This window comes from Zhihengliuella salsuginis, from assembly GCF_014651715.1.
GTDB lineage: Bacteria > Actinomycetota > Actinomycetes > Actinomycetales > Micrococcaceae > Zhihengliuella > Zhihengliuella salsuginis.
This window is the reverse complement of the sequence record NZ_BMXK01000004.1, coordinates 175,537-192,427: the sequence shown is the minus strand read 5'-3', so window position 1 is coordinate 192,427 and position 16,891 is coordinate 175,537. Positions and strand designations below refer to the sequence as shown.

Here is a 16,891-nt window from a genome sequence, read left to right as displayed (position 1 = left end):
TGGTGCGGTGGTGGCCACGGAGGGGGATCGACCCCTCGCGCGCGCCCGTACACGAAACCATGGGGAGTGGGGGAGCAGCTGTGGACGACCTGACGGCACCGTCCGCCACCCCCGCCTGGCCCCGCCTGGAAGCACGGCTCGGGCCGGCCCGCCTGATCGGCCTGCACGGCCCCGCCGGCACGGGACGGTACGACGTCGCCGCCGCCTGGGCGGCCCACCGCCGCCAGCAGACCGGGGCGCCCGCCGCCACGATCGGACCCGACGCGTTCTTCGGCGACCCCGCGACGGGCGCCGACGCGCTGCGCCGGGCGATCGCGAACGCCCGCGCGGACGACCCCGCCACGAGCGTCGCCGTCGTCCTGCCCCCGAACCCCGCGCTCGCCGACGTTGTCCGCGATCTCGGCGGCCTGATCGCCGACCCCCGGGACCTGCTCCTCACCCGCGACGAGGCCCGGCAGGCGGCCGCGCTGCGGTACCCGGGCGGCGCCGTCGTGCCGTTCGAGACCTGGTTCGACGCCGCGTGGGTGGCCGTCGGCGGGTGGCTCCGCGGGCTCGACTCCCTCCTCGCCCGAGGCGGCGACCCCGCCGACGCCGCCGCGGCCCTGCAGCCGGCCGCCGACGACGCGTGGCTGCCGTGGATCGCCGCGCAGCCGGCGGCCGAGGAGCTGATGCGCATCGGCCAGTTCCCGTTCGTCACCGCCGAGGCCCTCGCCCAGGCCGAGTCCGGCACGCTCGCACTCGGGCTCGGCGCCGCCCGGCGTGCCGGCATCGTCCAGGGCGACCGCGTCCCCCTGGTGGTCCGCCGCGCCTGCACCTCCGCCCTCTACGAACGCGACCCGGCCGCCGCCCGCGACGGCGTCCGCGAGGTGGCCCGCGCCCTGTTCGGCGCCGGCGAGTACGCCGAGGGAATCCGCACCGCGCTGGAGGCGGGGGAGTGGGAGACCCTGGTGCCCCTGCTGCTCGCCGGATGGGCGCGGCTGCTCAACGACGACCAGGCCCTGCTGATCCGCGGGTTCCGGGCCGTGCCCCGCCACCTCGCCAGCCGGTACCCGGTCATCCGCGCCGGGCAGGTGCTGCTGGACCCCGACGAGCTCAACACGGCGCTGCCCGTGACCAACGAGCCCGACGAATCGGAGATCCTCGCCGAGCTGCGGGCCGAGCACCGCTCCACCCGGGCCCGGCAGCGGCCGCTGGCACTCACGACCGCCACCGGCCTGATGATCTACGAACGGCGGCTGGGGATGTACGAGTCCGCGCACGCCACGGCGTCCGACACCCTCAAGATCAGCTCCGCCGCCTCGAACGACGTCGGTCCGTCCGCGCACGCGATCGCCGGGTTCGAGATCGGGCTGACGTCCCTGCTGGCGGACGACCTCCCGCAGGCCTTCGCCGGGTACGAGCTCTCCCACAACCGGGCCCGGCGCGTCCCGCACTGGACCGCGCTCAAGGTCTCCAGCGGCGAACTGGCGATGCTGCACGCGGTCCGCGGCGACCTGCGGGCGGCCACCGAGTGGCTCGAGCGCGGCCGGGAGCTCGTGGCCGGGCACGGCCGGCACACCCGCGCCGAGGGGGCGCTCGCCGTGGCCGCCGCCCTGACGGCGGTCGACCAGTTCGACGTCGACGGCGCACGCCGCGAGCTCGCCGCGCTGCCCGCGTTCCCCGACAACTCCGACAAGTGGCCGTTCCACCTGCTCGCGCTCGGGCGGCTCGCCCTGATCGAGGGGCGCGTCGGCGACATCGACCGGATGCTCGAGCGCTCCGTCGTCGACCGGGCCGTCGCCGCCCGCAGCCCGATCGCCGTCCGCCTGACGGCGGTCCTGCGCGCCGAGGCCGCGATGGCCCGGCAGCGGCCGCACGAGGCCCTGCGCATCGCCGAGACCCTGCTCGGGGACGCGGTCGACGGGCTGGTCTACCGCGCGTGGGCGTCGATCGGGCTGGGCGGCACCGCGGACGGGCGGGGCCTGGCCCGGCGGGCCCTCGCGCTCGACCCGCCGCCGCGCGCACGCAAGATCGCCGAGGGCCTGCTGGCCGCTACCGGCCGGGGCCTCGACGACGTCGACGCCTTCGTCGCCGGCTACCCCGACCGGCCGCACTCCCTGATCGGCCTGATGCCCCTGTGGCAGGTCCCGGAGCGGCGCGAGCGCGTGCGCGCCCTCGAGGCGTTCGCCCCGGAGGAGCTCGCCCGCCTGGACCGGCTGCGGCTCTTCCCGTTCCCCGGGGCGGACGAGCGCCCGCGGCTCACCCGGCGCGAAGTCGACATCCTCCGCTGCCTGGGGCGCGGGCTCACCCGCAAGGAGATGGCGGAGGAGCTCTTCGTCTCCGACAACACCGTCAAGACCCAGACCTCCTCGCTCTACGCGAAGCTGGGGGTGTCCTCCCGGCGGGACGCCCTGGCCGCCGCCGACGGGTGGGGCCTGGCCTAGGTTCCGGCCGACCGCCGAGGGTGCGCGCGCAGCCGGTTCCCGGGCCGGGCAACCTCAAGACGCGGGGCGAACCCAAAGAACCCCTCAAAATCGTCTGCGGTTTTCCGCGTCACGATGTGAGTGCGCCGCGCTCTACAAGGGTATGAGGCAGCACGAATCGAATCAGAGCGTCAGGACGGCCCCCGCCCACGGGGTGCCGTCGCAGCGGGCGTCGGCCACCGTCCTGGTGGCCCTGCCGGACAAGAACCTGCAGGAGATGTTCGAAGCCGTCGCCGAGACCGACGGTTTCCGCGTCCTGGCCGCCGGCGGCGGCCGGCACGTCGTGGAGATCGCCTCGCGCGGGCGGCCCTCGATGATCGTCGTCTCCAACACGTACCGGGATCTGCCGGGCGCCGAGGTCGTGCGGCGGCTGCGCGGGGTGACGGGCGCGTACATCCTCGTCGTCGAGCGCGGCGCCGAGGAGGACCAGCGCATCGAACTGCTCGAGGCCGGCGCCGACCAGATCCTCGACGGCCGCCTGAGCCCGCGCGAGCACCGGATGCGGCTGCGGGCGCTGCTGCGCCGCGTGCGGCCGCTGCGCGGCGGCGGCCAGGCGGGCGTCCCCGCCACCTGCGGCGAGACGGAGCGCGGCTCCGCGGAGACGGCCCACCCGGGCGGCTGGCGGACCGCCGGGCTCTCCGCGCCGGAGCCGCGCGCCGGTGCCGACGAGCCCGCCACGGCTCCGGCGGACCGCGCGGCCGGGGCGCCCTCGGCGCGGGTCCTCGCGTCCGACGGCCTCGCCGTGGACACGGCCCAGCACTTGAGCTGGTTGGACGGCGAGCAGGTGAACCTGACCCGCACCGAGTTCCGGATCCTCGTCGCGCTGATGCGCGGCCGCCCGGACGGCACCGGACGCCTGCTGACCAAGGCCGAACTCGTCGGCGTCATCGGCGGATCCGGCGCCGACCGCTCGGCGCTGCGCTCGCTCGAGGTCCACGTCGGGAACCTGCGCCGCAAACTCGGCGAGAGCGTCCGCGACCCGCGCTGGATCCGCACTGTCCGCAGCGTCGGCTACCACTGGCTGCAGCCGGTCGAGGCGGCCGAGGACACGGCGGGCCCGTCCGCGGGCGCACCGGACGACGGCGGACCCGACGCCGGGGTGCCGGAGGACGCGGGCGGCGAGCAGCGGCGTCGTGCGCACCACCTGCGGATGGTGAACTGACCGGTCCGACCGCGGCGCGCCGGGCCGGGCTCTGCGGCCCTACTCGGCGGGCGGTTCTCCGCCCGCGGCGATCAGCTCGTCCAGCATCGTCCCCATGGCGCCGACCACGATCGACACATGCCCCTCGCCGGACTCCAGGTGGCTGGCAGCCCCGGTTAGGCGATCCGCCAGTTGCCGACCGTGGGAGAACGGCACCATCTTGTCCAGCGACCCCTGCCAGAGGATCGTAGGCACATCGATCTCATCGAGCTCGAAACCCCACGGCTGCACGAGAGCGAGGCTGTCGTCGAGCGACCCGTCGACGCCGACCCGGTACCCCTCCTGCATGCTGGCCAGGATGTCGTCCCCGAACTCGTCCGTCATCAACGCCCGGTCGACGTCTGGGAGCAGCGACGCCAGATTCTCGACCATCTGCTCGACGGTCACGCTCTGCATCCGATCCGGGTCTTCCTCCAGCAGCGGCCGGAGGGCCTCCTCGCCCTCGACCGCGGCGGTGAAGCCCTTGACGTTCTCCTCGCCCATGCCGTCCATCCAGACGGGATCGCCCATGTAGGGTGCCGTACCGGCGATCACCAGCACGGCCCGGACCCCGCCGAGACGGGCAGCACAGGCCAAGGCATGCGGTCCGCCGCCGGAGTAGCCCAAGACCAGGCAGCTCGTGACCCCGAGCTCCTCGAGCACTTCGCGAGTGTCGGCGACTGCGTCCACCACGGTGCGGCCGGCACGCCGCGTCGAATCGCCGTACCCCGGACGCGACATCGTGACGACGCGCAGGCCCCTCTCGTGGGCCGGCCCCTCGAGGAACCGGAGCCGGGTGGCGGCCATCGGAGTGCCCACGTGGGCCACCAGAACCTGCCCGTTCGCGGGTCCGGTCACCCGGACGTCGAGGCGGCGCCCGTCGCCGAGCATCACATGATCCATGGGCGGGCCCGCCTCTCGAATGACAGCCTGAAGAGCACCGAGGTGCCTCTGAGAACGAGGGTAGGCCGTCGAGCGTGCCGTCGGCTAGGGGAGCGATGCGTGCTCGATGGACCGGTCGGTCTCGGATGAGCCTTCTCGCCGGGTGCCGCCGCGGCCCCGCCGCGAAGCATCCTAGAATGGAGACCATGCTGCTGCTCGCGATCGACACCTCCGCCCGCGCCACCGCCGCCCTGGTGCGCACGCACGGGGACCGCACCGAAGTCCTCGAATCCTTCTCCACGGACCGGGTCAACGCGCACGCCGAGGTGCTGGCGCCCGCCATCGCCGGCATGCTCGAGCAGGCGGACGTTTCCGGTCGAGAGATCGACCAGATCGTCGTCGGGGTCGGCCCGGGCCCGTTCACCGGGCTGCGCGTCGGCATCGCCACCGCTCAGGCGCTCGGCTTCGCGTGGGGCGTGCCCGTCGGCGGCGCCTGCAGCCTGGACGCGGTCGCGTGGGAGGCCGCGGCCGCGGGCGCCGCGACCGGTCGATTCGTCGCCGCGATCGACGCGCGCCGCCGCGAGCTCTACTGGGGGGTGTACGACGACGCGGCGCGCCTGGTCGACGGCCCCCACGTGGGCCCGGCCTCCGCGGTCGCCGGCCACGAGGTCTTCGGCGCCGGCGCCGGACTCTACCCGGAGCAGCTGGCCGCCGCCGGCGCGCAGGTGGTGGCCGGCTGGACCGACCGCCAGCCCGACGCCGCCGCCCTGGCCGCCTCGGCAGCCCGGACCCTGGCCGGAGGCGGCGAACTGCTCGGGACCACCCCGCTCTACCTGCGCGAGTCCGACGCGAAGGTGCCCGCCGCCATGCTCAAGCAGACGGGCCGGCCCGCGTGAGCGCGTTCGAGCTGCGGGAGATGACCGCGGACGACGTCGAGCAGGTCTACCCGCTCGAGACGCGGCTCTTCCCCGAGGACGCCTGGCCGCGCGACATGTTCGAGGCGGAGGTCGCCCAGACGGACACCCGCCGGTACTGGGTCGCGGAGGCGGACGGCCGGGTGGTCGGGTACGCGGGGATGATGTGCGTGCTGCCGATCGCGGACGTGCAGACGATCGCCGTCGTGCCCGAATTCGAGGGCCGCGGCATCGGCACCGCCCTGCTCGAGGCCATGATCGGGGAGTCGCGCGCCCGCGGGGCGGACAACCTCCTGCTCGAGGTGCGCGAGGACAACCCGCGCGCCCAGCAGCTCTACACCCGCCACGGATTCGAGCAGATCCACGTGCGCCGCAACTACTACCCGGGCGGCGTCTCCGCGCTCATCATGGAGCTCCGCCTGGCCTGACCCGGCCGCGCGCCCGGCGGCGCACGCCGTCGTCCGCCACCCCGGGCCGAGAGGCCCCGCCCGCGTGGCGCGGAGGGACCGCTCCTGTGGCGCGCGACGTTCCCGTATGTGACCACGCGTGTTAATTACGCGAAAAGGGGTGTTTAAAGCCCGATGCGTCAATACACTCCGGAGCAGGGACCGCAGTCCCCGGCGCCCGCAGGGAACCGGGGCCGACCAGCGGCCCCGGCACATCGAACCCAGGGGGTGTGGCGTGAGCCAGAAGAAGAACACAAAGGGACGGGCGCTGCTGGCCGGAGGGCTGGTTCTCGGCGTCGGCGCGGCGGTGACGCTCGCCGCGTGGACGGATTCCGAATTCGCGGAGGGGCTCTTCACAGCCGGCTCCTTCAATCTCGAGGGCAGCGACGACGGCGTCGCCTACGCCGAGCACGACACCGCGGGCGGCGCCCTGCAGCTGTCGTTCTCGGGCCTCGTCGACAACCTGACGCCGGGCGACACCGCCTACGCGGCCCACTGGCTGCGGCTCGATGCGGCGTCGACCACCGACGGAACCGTCACCCCGGCCGGGGCCGTGGCGACGGACGTGACCGGCACCAACGCCGACGCGGTGAGCTACACGATCACCGAAGTCACCGGCGGCGACTGCGAGGCCGGCACGGCCACCGGCCCCGTCGTCGCGACCGGCGCGACCCTGAACGACCAGACCGGCGCCACCGCCCTCGACCTGGTCTCCAACGGGGCCGGCACGGCCGGCACTGCCGTCCCGCTCTGCTTCGAGGTCACCGCCGGCGCGGAGGGCGAGTTCGAACAGGGCGGCGAGACCTCCGCCGTCTGGCAGTTCACAGCAGAGAGCGAGTAGGCCCGTGGGGCGCCACACGGCCCGGCGCTCCCGCCCGGCACTGCTCAGGGTCCGGGCGGTGCTGGCCGGTGCGCTCGTCCTCGGGGTCGGGGCGACGATCACGCTCGCCGCCTGGACGGACTCCGAGTACGCGACCTCGGGCTTCACCGCCAGCGTGTTCGGGCTCGTGGGCGACTCCGGCAGCGGGTTCGCCGAGCACCCGACGACGGCCACGGCGGCGCAGCTGACCTTCAGCACGGGTGCGGGCGCGATGTCCCCGGGGTCCATCGTGCACGGCCGGCTGGACGTGCGCACGACGGCGGCCAGCACGGTCGGCGGAAACGTCGCGCTGAGCTCGTCGACACCGGGCGGGGCGAGCGCCATCACGAACAACCTGACGTACCGCGTGGCCGTGGTCGACACGGCCACCACGTGCGCCTCCGCCGCCTACAGCGGCACCCCGGTTGCGGCGTCGAGCGTCTTCTCCCCGGCCGCGGGCACGGTGGCCGCGGCCGCCGGCAACGTGCGCCGCTTCTGCTTCGAGGTCCGGCTCGCCACGAGCACACCGAACAACGCCCAGGGGCAGAGCGGGACCATCACGTGGCAGGTGACGGGAACGTCCAACTGACCGCGGACCGGGAGGACCGACGAGGAGGGGAGGGGGCGATGACGCGAGACGCTGCAGCGCGACGAGCCGCCGAGCGGCCGCGGAGGCGAACGGCCGCGAGCCTCCTCGGCGGAGCGCTCCTGAACATCGCCGCGGCCGGCGGCGCCCTGTGCATCGTGCTCGCCGTCAGCGCCTTCGTCTTCGACGTCAGCCTGCTGATGTTCAAGACCGGGTCCATGGAGCCGACGATCCCGACGGGGTCGGTCGCCGTCGCGCGCGCCGTCCCGGCCGCCGACGTGCGGGTCGGGGAGATCGTCACCGTGGACCGGCCCGGCCAGATGCCGGTCACGCACCGGGTCACGTCCATCGCGGACCCCGAACCGGGCTCGGCCACACGGGTCCTCACGATGCGCGGCGACGCCAACCGGGACGATGACCCCTATCCCTACACCGTCGATGAGGTCCGGCGCGTCTTCTTCCACGTCCCGCACGCGGCCAACATCGTGGTGTGGTTCGGCAGCCCCTACGTGCTCGGCGGGCTGACCCTGGGCGCCTCCGCACTGGTCACGTGGGCGTTCTGGCCGCGCGGGCGCGCGGCGGGGGACGACGTGGAGCCCGACGCCCCGCGGGCGAGCGGGCGGCACCGCAGCACGGTGGCGCTGGCCGTCGTCGCGGGCCTGGGCGCCCAGGTCGCCGCGCCCGCGCCGGCCGAGGCCGCGCCGGCCGAGTCGACCACCGCCGGCGACGTGCTCCGGGTGGCCGCGCGCGGCGACGCCGGGGCCATGGGGAACCTGCGCCCGGGCGTCTCGGTCCCCTGGCAGGTCGGGGTCTGGGCCGACACCGCCGAGACGGGCCTCGTCTCCGCGCGGCTCGCGGTCCTGGGCGACCCGCGCCTGGCGTTGGACGTCACGGCGCGCCTCTGCAGCGCCGAATGGGTCGGGTACGACGACGGCGGCGGCCGGCCCGGCGCTCCGCGGTGCACGGGCCGCGACCTGGGATCGCTGGACCTCGGGGTGGTCGCGTCCGGCGACACCGCGGAGCTCTTCGCCGGGATGCCAGCGGACGAGGCGCGCTGGATGCTCTTCGACGTGGCGATCGCCGGCGGCGACGGGGCGCAGGTGCAGCAGGCCCAGGGTGCCAGCGCCGTGCTGCGCGTCGTCGCCTCGGGCTTCGGCGAGGACGTCGGGGTGGAACCCACGCCGACCCCGACCCCGAAACCCACCCCGACCGGGGGCCCCGCGCCGGCACCGGTGCCCGAACCGGCGCCCAGCGAGCCGGCGCGGCCCTCGCCGACGGCACCGCCCGGCCCGGGCGACCTGCCCGACACCGGCGCCACGGTGACCCTGGCCTGGGCGGGAGGCGCCGCCGTCGTGCTGGGAACGCTGCTGCTCGCCGCCCGCCGGCGGAAGCGCGGCACGCGGGGAGGCCGCGATGACGCGTAGGACGTGGACGATGCGGCTGCTGGTGGGCCTCGCGGCCGCCGGCCTCGCCGCCGGGGCCCTGGCCGTTCAGGAGCAGGCGCAGAGCACCCGGGCGGCGTGGGCCGACCCCGAGGTGGGGCGCGGATCCCTGGCCGCCGGGGAGGTGCTGCCCGTGCAGAACCTGAGCTGCAACAAGCCGGTGCTGGCCTCCCGGCTCGACTTCAGCTGGGCGAACCCCGCCGGCGGGCTGACCCGGCAGCAGTACCGGTGGGAGTTCTACGACCCGGGGCTGCTCGGCATCGGATCCCCGCCGACCAGGACCGGAACACTGGCTGCCACGGCCACCGGGGTGCAGGTCCCGGTGAGCCTGCTCTCGGCCGGAACGGGGCATTTCCGCCTCTTCGCCGTCGGCCCCGGCGGTTGGGAGACGGGCGTGCAGCACACGTACAACGTGACGACGGCTCTGCTGGTCTCGTGCGGATCGGCGTCCGCGATCCCGCGCTGAGGCCTGCGCACGGAGACTAGACTGGAGCCCATGTCTGCTGCGCCCCTGATCCTCGGCATCGAATCCTCCTGCGACGAGACCGGCGTCGGCATCGTCCGCGGGACCGAGCTGCTCGCCAACACCGTCAGCACGTCGATGGAGCAGCACGTCCGCTTCGGCGGCGTCATCCCGGAGATCGCCGCGCGCGCGCACCTGGAGACCATGATCCCCACGCTGCAGCAGGCCCTCGACACCGCCGGCGTCAGCCTCGACGACGTCGACGCGCTCGCCGTGACCAGCGGGCCCGGACTCTCCGGCGCGCTCATGGTGGGCGTCGCCGCCGCGAAGGCGCTGGCCGCCGCCACCGGCAAGCCGCTCTACGCGATCAACCACTTGGTCGCCCACGTCGGCGTGGGCGTGCTCGACGGCGGCGAGCTGCCGGAGAACCTCGGGGCGCTGCTGGTCTCGGGCGGGCACACGGAGATCCTCAAGGTGAACGAGCTGACCAGCGACGTCGAGCTGCTGGGGCAGACGATCGACGACGCGGCGGGGGAGGCCTACGACAAGGTCGCCCGCCTGCTCGGACTCGGCTACCCGGGCGGGCCCGCCGTCGACCGGATCGCGAAGGAGGGCAACCCCAAGGCGATCCGCTTCCCGCGCGGGCTGACGATGCCCAAGTTCGTCGGCACGGCGGATGCCCCGGGTAAGCACCGCTATGACTTCTCGTTCTCCGGGCTGAAGACCGCGGTGGCGCGCAGCGTGGAGCAGTACCAGGCCAAGGGGCTCGAGGTGCCGGTCGCGGACATCGCGGCGTCGTTCCAGGAGGCCGTGGTGGACGTGGTGACCAAGAAGGCGGTCATGGCGTGCACGGAGCACGGCCTGACGAGCCTGCTGCTGGGCGGGGGTGTCGCGGCGAACTCGCGGCTGCGCGAACTTCTCGCGGCCCGCTGCGCATCCGCCGGGATCACCCTGCGCGTGCCGAAGCCGAGCCTGTGCACGGACAACGGGGCGATGATCGCGGCGCTGGCCTCGCAGGTCGTCTCCGCGGGCGTGGCGCCCACGGGGCTCGGCTTCGCCACGGACCCGGGCCAGCCGGTCACGCAGATCTCGCTGACCGCCTGAGGCCTCGACGCCCCAGACCGGCCAGGACCGCCCTGCGCCACCAGGGTCAGGAACGTTTTGGGGGATGCGCGCGGCTTTTCATCGCGCAAAACGACGGCGACCCGTGCTCCATCCCGCGAGCCCCGCACACGCGCCCGATCCCGCGCGCCGGGTCCGCGCCGGACTCAGGCCACGCGCATGCGCGCCACGTTGTCGTTCACGACAGCGCGCAGATCTCCGTCGTGCGCCGCCGCGACCTGCCGCTGCCACTGGTAGCCGGCCCCTCCGTGCAGGATGCGCTCGATGTCGGCCAGCTCGTCCGAACAGCCGAGCTCGCGCGCGACCGGCTCCAGCCGGTTCAGGATCTTGTACATCTCGTCCGTCACCAGGGCCTCGTTGCCCTCCTTGTCGAGGATGATGATCGAATCCAGGCCGTAGCGGGCCGCGCGCCACTTGTTCTCCACCCGGTGCCACGGCGGCATGACCGGGATGGCCCACCCGTTGTCCAGGCCGGTCGACATCTCGTGCACCAGGCACTGCGTCAGCGCGGCGATCGCGGAGATGTCCTGCAGCGAGCTCATGCCGTCGCAGATCCGCATCTCCACGGTCCCGAACTTCGGCACGGGCCGCACGTCCCAGCGGATCTCGGAGATGTCGTCGATGACGCCGGTGTGCAGCATGTCGCCCACGTAGTGCTCGTAGGACTCCCACGCGCCGAAGTGGTACGGCAGCCCGGCCGTCGGCAGCTGCTGGAACATCAGCGCGCGCTGCGAGGCGTACCCGGTGTCCTCGCCGCCCCAGAACGGGCTGGACGCGGACAGCGCCTGGAAGTGCGGCTGGTAGTTCACCAGACCGTCGACGATCGGCAGCGCCTTCTCCCGCCGGTCCAGCCCGACGTGCACGTGCACCCCGTAGATCGCCATCTGCTGACCCCACCACTGGGTGCGGTCGATCATCTTGGCGTACCGCTCCTTGTCCGTGACCGGCTGCAGCTTCGGCGGGGAGAACGGGTGGCTGCCCGCCGAGTAGAGGTCCACGCCCATGGGGTCGGTCACGCGCCGGATCTCGTTGAGGTTGTGGGCGAGCTCCGCCTCGGCCTCCGCCACCGTGCCGCACACCCCGGTGACCAGCTCCACGGTGTTCAGCAGCAGCTCCTGCTTCACGTGCGGGTGTTCCTGGTGCTCCGTCAGCCCGCCGTGCAGGGCGTGCACACCGGCCAGGACCTCGTTCGCCACGGAGCGCATGTCGCCGGTCTCGCGGTCGACGAGCGCCACCTCCCACTCGACGCCGAGCGTCGACTGCTTCGACGGGGCGAACTCGATCTCCATGCGGCGTGCTCCTTGGGTAGCTGACGAGCCGACCCTTCATTGTATGGGCGCGGTAGCCTTTCAGCGTGAAAACCGTCCCGACCGCTACGCGCCCGAATCCGTCATCGTCCCGCTGGGCGGCCGCCGTCGCCCTGGTGTGCAGCGCCGCCCTGGCCGGCTGCGGGCTGGCCGCCCCGCCGTCGTCCCCCTCCGGGGAGGGTTCCAGCACGACGACGCCGGCCGCCGAATCCACCACCCCGCCCCCGCCGCCGGCCACCAGCTGGGGCCCGCTGGAGGCGGAGGTCGACGACGCCGCGGCCGCGGTCGCCGAGATGACCACCGCGCAGAAGGCCGGGCAGATCCTCGTGCAGTACTACACCGGCGCCGACCCGGCGGCCGCGCAGGCGACGGCCGCGGAGCTCGATCTTGGTGGCGTGATCATCATGGGGGACAACGTCCCGCAGGCCGCCGACGGGACCGACGACACCGAGGCGCTCGCGTCGATCGTGGACGGGTTCCGCACCACCATGGAGGCGGAGCGCGGATGGCCGGCGATCGTGAGCGTCGACCAGGAGGGCGGACGCGTTGCGCGGCTGCAGGCGCCGCTGACCGAGTGGTCCACCCCGATGGCGTTCGGCGCGGCCGGCGACCCGGAGCTGACCGGGCGCGCGCAGCAGGCGCTGGCCGGGGATCTGGCCGAGCTCGGATTCACCATGAACTTCTCGCCCGACGCGGACGTCACGCTCGGCCCGCAGGACCCGGTCATCGGGGCACGCTCCTACAGCTCGGATCCGGGCGCCGTGGCCGAGCACGCCCTGGCGGCGGTCGACGGGTCGCTGGCCGCCGGCGTCCTGCCCTCGCTCAAGCACTTCCCGGGGCACGGCTCGGTGACCACCGACTCCCACGTGGGGCTGCCCGTGCAGCCGGCGACGCGGGAGGAACTGGCCGGGCGGGACTGGATCCCGTTCGCCGCCGGTGCCGGGAGCGCGGAGGAGCCGGGGGCGCCGATGGTCATGGTGGGGCACATCGCCGTGACCGAGCTGGAGGCCGGCGTGCCGTCGTCGCTCTCCGCGGCGTCCTACGAGGCGCTGCGCGAGGACGTCGGATTCGACGGCGTGGCCGTGACCGACGCGCTCAACATGGGCGCGCTCCACCAGACCGCCGGCAACCCGGCCGTCAACGCGCTCGCCGCCGGGGCGGACCTGCTCCTGATGCCCTCCGACGTGCGCGCCGCCCACGCCGCGATCGTCGCCGCCGTGGACCAGGGGAGCATCCCGGCCGAGCGGCTCGACGAGGCCGCCACCCGGGTCGTGGCCATGATGATGTGGCAGCAGCGCCTGGCCGAGGAGGCCGCGGCGGGCCAGGAGAGCGAGCCGAGCACCGACGTCGCACTCGAGGCCGCGCGGGCCGCGGTCACCCAGGTGAGCGGGACGTGCGGGGCGGACCTGGTGGGGGAGTCCATCCGGATCATCGGCGGCAACGCGACCGACCGCGCACGCCTGACCGCGGCCGCGCAGGAGGCCGGGCTCGCGGTGGGCTCCGGTCCCGTGGTGACGCTGCTCGGCACCGACGTCCCGCCGGCGAGCGGGGACGTGGTGGTGACGCTGGACGCGCCGTGGCCGCTGGCCGGGTCGGCGGCGAACGAGGCGCTGATCGCGCTCTACGGGCGCAACGCCGAGTCCTTCACCGCGCTGGTGGAGGTGCTCACGGGCGAGCGAGAGGCGCCCGGGAAACTGCCCGTCGACGTGGGCGAATACGCGTCCGGCAGCGGTTGCTAGGCTGAGGTCATGCCCATCCTCAACAAGGACATGACCCTCTGCATCTCGCTGGCGGAGCGCCCCAGCAACAACGGGACGCGCTTCCACAACCACCTCTACGAGCAGTTGGGGCTGAACTGGATCTACAAGTCGTTCCGGCCCACCGACATCCGCGACGCGATCGCCGGCGTGCGCGGGCTCGGGATCCGCGGGTGCGCCGTCTCGATGCCGCACAAGGAGGCGGTGATCGAGCTGGTGGACCACCTGACCGAGTCGGCTGAGGCGATCGCGTCCGTCAACACGATCGTGAACGACGACGGCGTGCTGACCGCCTACAACACCGATTTCCTGGCCGTGGCCCAGCTGGTCCAGGACCTGGACACGGACCTGGCCGTGGCGGTGCGCGGATCCGGCGGCATGGCCAAGGCGACGGTCGCGGCGCTGAAGAGCGCCGGGTTCGGCGACGTCACCGTCGTCGCACGCAACGAGGCGCGGGGGACGGCGCTCGCCGAGCAGTACGGGTTCGCGTACGCGGCCGACGTGCCGGCGGGCGCTGCGATGCTGGTGAACGTCACGCCGGTGGGCATGGACGGCGGCGACGGGGCGGGGCAGCTTTCCTTCACCCAGGGGCAGATCGCCGCGGCCGAGGTGGTGTTCGACGTGATCGCCGTGCCGGCCGAGACGCCGCTGATCGCCGCCGCGCGGGAGGCCGGCAAGCGCGTCATCACGGGCGCCGAGGTCATGACGCTGCAGGCGCTGGAGCAGTTCGTGCTCTACACGGGGATCCTGCCGAGCGCCGAGCAGGTGGCGGCGGCGGAGGAGTTCATGCGCTCGCAGGCGTGAGCGGGGCCGGTCCATGGTGCAGCTCGCCGGCTGGGGCCTGCGGACCGTCCATTCGGTGATTTTCGGGGATGAGCATCGTCGGTTCGGCGCTCTCAGGGACGGACTCCGTCGATTCGGCAACGCGCGGGCCGACATTGCGGTTTCGCCCCGAAGAACGCCGAGCCGATGAAACTGAGCCCGGAATTCACTGAATCGATGCAGAGTGCACCGGTTCCCGACTGCCTCGAAAGCCTCCAGGGACCAAACCGACGTCGGCCTGCAGCACGCGACGCGAGACGGTGGCTGTATCGGCGTGGCAGGGCCTCCCTGACCCCTGTGGATAACTCGGGAGTCGGTCGCGCGCATCGGGCAGGCTTAGTCTATGAGTCCCAGAAAGACCCCGGAACCGCTGATGCTTCGCAGCGTGTTCCGCCTCGACGATGCCGTGCGCGCGGGTATGACACCGGACCAACTGCGCGGTCGGATGTACGAGCGCATCGGCCGGTCGGTCTACCGCCGTCGCGACACGGTCATTCGGCCTGTCGACGTCTATGCGGCTTTCAGCAGGTCGTCGCCGGATACCTACCTGAGCCATACGTCGGCGGCGTTGGCATGGGGAATCTGGTTGCCCCCGCGGATACAGCCCGGCTTCCCGATTCATCTGAGCAGAACCGGACCCGACCGGACCGTGCCCCGGCAGAAGAACGTGATCGGGCACTGGTCATCGGCCGCCCCGGCGGACGTCCGCGAGATCGACGGCTTCCGGATCGCCTCGCCCGCGTTGGCCTGGACGCAGCTGGCCGGGTCCGCATTGGGGCTTGAAGACCTCGTCGTCGCAGGGGATGCGCTCCTCCAAGACCCAGACGGCCCTCCGCGGGCCGAGAACGTGGTCGGCACGAATCCGCTGGCCACGACGGAAGAGCTCGAACGGCTACTCCAACGCCGCGCGGGGTTCCGTGGCAGGAGATTGGCGATGGAGGCGCTTCCACTGCTCCGGGCACGGGCGGATTCGCGGCCGGAAAGCATCGTCCGCCAGCGATTGATCCGGCAGGGATTCCCCGAGTCGGAGGCCAACCCGGTCCTCGGCTTCGTCGAGGGCCGCAGGATCCGACCAGACCTGGCCGACCGGGTCCACCGCATCGCCGTCCAGTACGAGGGCAAGCAGCACAACGAGGAGGCCCAGCTCGGCCGCGACATTCTCCGCGACGCCGACTTGGAGCGGATCGGCTGGATCTCGGTCCGCACCGACAAAGCGTTCTTCACGCCCCGTGGCGAGCAGGCGTTCTTCGATCGGCTCCGCGCCGCCTACGACAAGCGCGGCGTCATCATCGGCAGGGTGCGGCGCGCTTGATCGACCGGCGGGGCTGGATCCGCGCTGAGCGACGACTCGAGGGTGCAGGCGCCTAGATGTACTGACCTAGACCGGCTCGACGTTCACCGCGATCCGCGAATCGCCGATCCGGGTCAGGATCAGTGTCGCCTTGCCCTTGGCCTTCTTCCCGGCGCCGGCGAGCAGCGTCCGCCGCAGCTCCTCCGGGGTGACGTCGAGCCCGCGCTTCTTGATGTCGAGGACGCCGATCCCGTTCTCCTTCACCCAGCGCTTGAGTCCCTTGACGTTGTACGGCATCACGTCCAGGACCTTGTAGGCGCGCGCGAACGGGGTCGGCTCCGCCGCATCGGACGTGAAGTAGGCGATGTGCGGGTCCAGCAGGTGGCCGCCGACCCGCGACATCGCCTCGCGCACCAGGCCGGCACGGATCACCGCGCCGTCCGGTTCGTACAGGTAGCCGCGCATCTCGGAGACCTCGACGTCGTCCGCGGCGTCGTCGTGCGTCTCGCCGGTGAGCTCGGCGGCGCCGCCGGCCGCCAGGACCAGCGCCGCCCGCTTCACGCCGTCGCGGGCCAGCGGCCCGAACCACAGCGCCACCTCGGTGACCGAGCCCTCCACGGAGACCCACTGGGCCTCGCAGCCGGCGGGAATCGACTCGTGCGGGATGCCCGGGCCGAGCTTCACGCCGACGGGCAGGCCGGAGTCGGCGAGGCGCTCCACGAAGGACAGCGGCGGGCTGAACGACTCCGGGTCGAACACGCGCGACGTACCCGAGCTGGTTGTGGTGCGGCGGGCCGGGTCGAGCCACACGGCGTCGAACCCGGTCAGATCGAATTCGGTGGCGTCGCCCTGGACGAGGCGCGCGTTCGGCCACGGCATGAGGTTCACCATGGCGGCCGCCGCGGTGGTCTCGTCCAGTTCGACGGCGGTGACGTCCAGCTCCAGCGCGGCCATCGCCATCGCGTCGGCGCCCAGGCCGCAGCCGAGGTCCGCGACGCGGGTCAGCCCCGCCTTCACGTAGCGCTGGGCGTGCAGGGCCGCGACGTTCACGCGCGTCGCCTGCTCCAGGCCCGCGCGGGTCAACAGCATGTGCTCGGCGAACGGCCCGAACTTCACGCTCGCCAGGGCGCGCAGCCGCGCCTGGTGCACGACGGCGGTGACCACCTCGGCGTCGTGCCCCGCCTTGCGCAGGGCGAGGTTGGTCGCGAGGGCGGCCTCGTCGCTGGTGGCCGCGTCGGCGGGCAGCGACTCGAGCAAGCCGAAGCCCTCGGGGGTGAGGACGGGGGCGAGGTTCTCGACGGTCTGGTTCGCGTCGGCGCGCTGGGGGGAGGAAGCCATGCGTTCCAGCGTATCGGGTG

General features: G+C 73.4%; 15 protein-coding genes. 12 read left to right on the top strand and 3 right to left on the bottom strand.

Features of this window, described 5'->3' with window-relative positions:
- Window positions 1–80: 80 nt before the first annotated feature.
- Window positions 81–2,423, top strand: a complete 2,343-nt coding sequence (locus IE069_RS05815; protein ID WP_189349175.1) for a response regulator transcription factor — start codon at window positions 81–83, stop codon at window positions 2,421–2,423.
- A gap of 142 nt (window positions 2,424–2,565) precedes the next feature.
- Complete coding sequence (locus IE069_RS05810; RefSeq protein ID WP_189349174.1) at window positions 2,566–3,624, top strand: winged helix-turn-helix transcriptional regulator; 1,059 nt, start codon at window positions 2,566–2,568, stop codon at window positions 3,622–3,624.
- A gap of 39 nt (window positions 3,625–3,663) precedes the next feature.
- Here the strand turns inward: IE069_RS05810 and IE069_RS05805 are convergent, their stop codons facing one another.
- Window positions 3,664–4,545 (bottom strand): alpha/beta fold hydrolase, encoded by an 882-nt coding sequence (locus IE069_RS05805; RefSeq protein ID WP_189349173.1) that lies wholly within the window; start codon window positions 4,543–4,545, stop codon window positions 3,664–3,666.
- Between the two features lie 185 nt (window positions 4,546–4,730).
- On the opposite strand from IE069_RS05805, the gene tsaB reads away from it, so the two are divergent.
- The 7 genes from tsaB (at window position 4,731) to tsaD (ending at window position 10,338) form a co-directional block, all read left to right on the top strand.
- Entirely contained in the window at window positions 4,731–5,420 is a 690-nt protein-coding gene (gene tsaB, locus IE069_RS05800; protein ID WP_189349268.1) for a tRNA (adenosine(37)-N6)-threonylcarbamoyltransferase complex dimerization subunit type 1 TsaB, read from the top strand.
- Between the two features lie 20 nt (window positions 5,421–5,440).
- A complete protein-coding gene (rimI, locus tag IE069_RS05795; protein WP_189349267.1) occupies window positions 5,441–5,866 on the top strand; it encodes a ribosomal protein S18-alanine N-acetyltransferase in 426 nt (141 codons plus the stop codon).
- Between the two features lie 253 nt (window positions 5,867–6,119).
- Window positions 6,120–6,725 carry a SipW-dependent-type signal peptide-containing protein gene (locus IE069_RS05790; protein ID WP_189349172.1) on the top strand — a complete coding sequence of 202 codons (606 nt, stop codon included), beginning with the start codon at window positions 6,120–6,122 and terminating at the stop codon, window positions 6,723–6,725.
- Between the two features lie 4 nt (window positions 6,726–6,729).
- Window positions 6,730–7,332 (top strand): SipW-dependent-type signal peptide-containing protein, encoded by a 603-nt coding sequence (locus IE069_RS05785; protein ID WP_189349171.1) that lies wholly within the window; start codon window positions 6,730–6,732, stop codon window positions 7,330–7,332.
- Window positions 7,333–7,370: 38 nt separating this feature from the next.
- Window positions 7,371–8,753, top strand: a complete 1,383-nt coding sequence (locus tag IE069_RS15585) for a signal peptidase I (protein WP_229790973.1) — start codon at window positions 7,371–7,373, stop codon at window positions 8,751–8,753.
- Window positions 8,743–9,237, top strand: coding sequence for a hypothetical protein (locus tag IE069_RS05775; protein ID WP_189349170.1), 495 nt, complete (start codon window positions 8,743–8,745; stop codon window positions 9,235–9,237). Before IE069_RS15585 ends, IE069_RS05775 begins: the two co-directional genes overlap by 11 nt.
- Before the next feature lie 30 nt (window positions 9,238–9,267).
- On the top strand, window positions 9,268–10,338 hold the full coding sequence (tsaD, locus tag IE069_RS05770; RefSeq protein ID WP_189349169.1) for a tRNA (adenosine(37)-N6)-threonylcarbamoyltransferase complex transferase subunit TsaD: 1,071 nt from the start codon (window positions 9,268–9,270) through the stop codon (window positions 10,336–10,338).
- A gap of 164 nt (window positions 10,339–10,502) precedes the next feature.
- On the opposite strand, the gene IE069_RS05765 is transcribed toward tsaD, so the two are convergent.
- Window positions 10,503–11,645, bottom strand: coding sequence for a glutamate--cysteine ligase (locus IE069_RS05765; RefSeq protein ID WP_189349168.1), 1,143 nt, complete (start codon window positions 11,643–11,645; stop codon window positions 10,503–10,505).
- Window positions 11,646–11,710: 65 nt separating this feature from the next.
- Here IE069_RS05765 and IE069_RS05760 point away from each other — a divergent pair, with 65 nt between their 5' ends.
- The 3 genes from IE069_RS05760 (at window position 11,711) to IE069_RS05750 (ending at window position 15,554) form a co-directional block, all read left to right on the top strand.
- Window positions 11,711–13,402 carry a glycoside hydrolase family 3 N-terminal domain-containing protein gene (locus IE069_RS05760; RefSeq protein WP_308425377.1) on the top strand — a complete coding sequence of 564 codons (1,692 nt, stop codon included), beginning with the start codon at window positions 11,711–11,713 and terminating at the stop codon, window positions 13,400–13,402.
- A gap of 9 nt (window positions 13,403–13,411) precedes the next feature.
- Window positions 13,412–14,224 carry a shikimate 5-dehydrogenase gene (locus IE069_RS05755; RefSeq protein ID WP_189349167.1) on the top strand — a complete coding sequence of 271 codons (813 nt, stop codon included), beginning with the start codon at window positions 13,412–13,414 and terminating at the stop codon, window positions 14,222–14,224.
- A gap of 403 nt (window positions 14,225–14,627) precedes the next feature.
- Window positions 14,628–15,554, top strand: coding sequence for a hypothetical protein (locus IE069_RS05750; RefSeq protein WP_189349166.1), 927 nt, complete (start codon window positions 14,628–14,630; stop codon window positions 15,552–15,554).
- 66 nt (window positions 15,555–15,620) lie between these two features.
- On the opposite strand, the gene IE069_RS05745 is transcribed toward IE069_RS05750, so the two are convergent.
- Window positions 15,621–16,871 carry a class I SAM-dependent methyltransferase gene (locus IE069_RS05745; RefSeq protein WP_189349165.1) on the bottom strand — a complete coding sequence of 417 codons (1,251 nt, stop codon included), beginning with the start codon at window positions 16,869–16,871 and terminating at the stop codon, window positions 15,621–15,623.
- Window positions 16,872–16,891: the final 20 nt, after the last annotated feature.

Coding starts and splice junctions, on each gene's coding strand:
- IE069_RS05810 (WP_189349174.1), top strand. CDS start 2,566: ATGAGGCAGCACGAATCGAATCAGAGCGTCAGGACGGCCCCCGCCCAC.
- IE069_RS05805 (WP_189349173.1), bottom strand. CDS start 4,545: ATGGATCATGTGATGCTCGGCGACGGGCGCCGCCTCGACGTCCGGGTG.
- tsaB (WP_189349268.1), top strand. CDS start 4,731: ATGCTGCTGCTCGCGATCGACACCTCCGCCCGCGCCACCGCCGCCCTG.
- rimI (WP_189349267.1), top strand. CDS start 5,441: ATGACCGCGGACGACGTCGAGCAGGTCTACCCGCTCGAGACGCGGCTC.
- IE069_RS15585 (WP_229790973.1), top strand. CDS start 7,371: ATGACGCGAGACGCTGCAGCGCGACGAGCCGCCGAGCGGCCGCGGAGG.
- IE069_RS05775 (WP_189349170.1), top strand. CDS start 8,743: ATGACGCGTAGGACGTGGACGATGCGGCTGCTGGTGGGCCTCGCGGCC.
- tsaD (WP_189349169.1), top strand. CDS start 9,268: ATGTCTGCTGCGCCCCTGATCCTCGGCATCGAATCCTCCTGCGACGAG.
- IE069_RS05765 (WP_189349168.1), bottom strand. CDS start 11,645: ATGGAGATCGAGTTCGCCCCGTCGAAGCAGTCGACGCTCGGCGTCGAG.
- IE069_RS05755 (WP_189349167.1), top strand. CDS start 13,412: ATGCCCATCCTCAACAAGGACATGACCCTCTGCATCTCGCTGGCGGAG.
- IE069_RS05745 (WP_189349165.1), bottom strand. CDS start 16,871: ATGGCTTCCTCCCCCCAGCGCGCCGACGCGAACCAGACCGTCGAGAAC.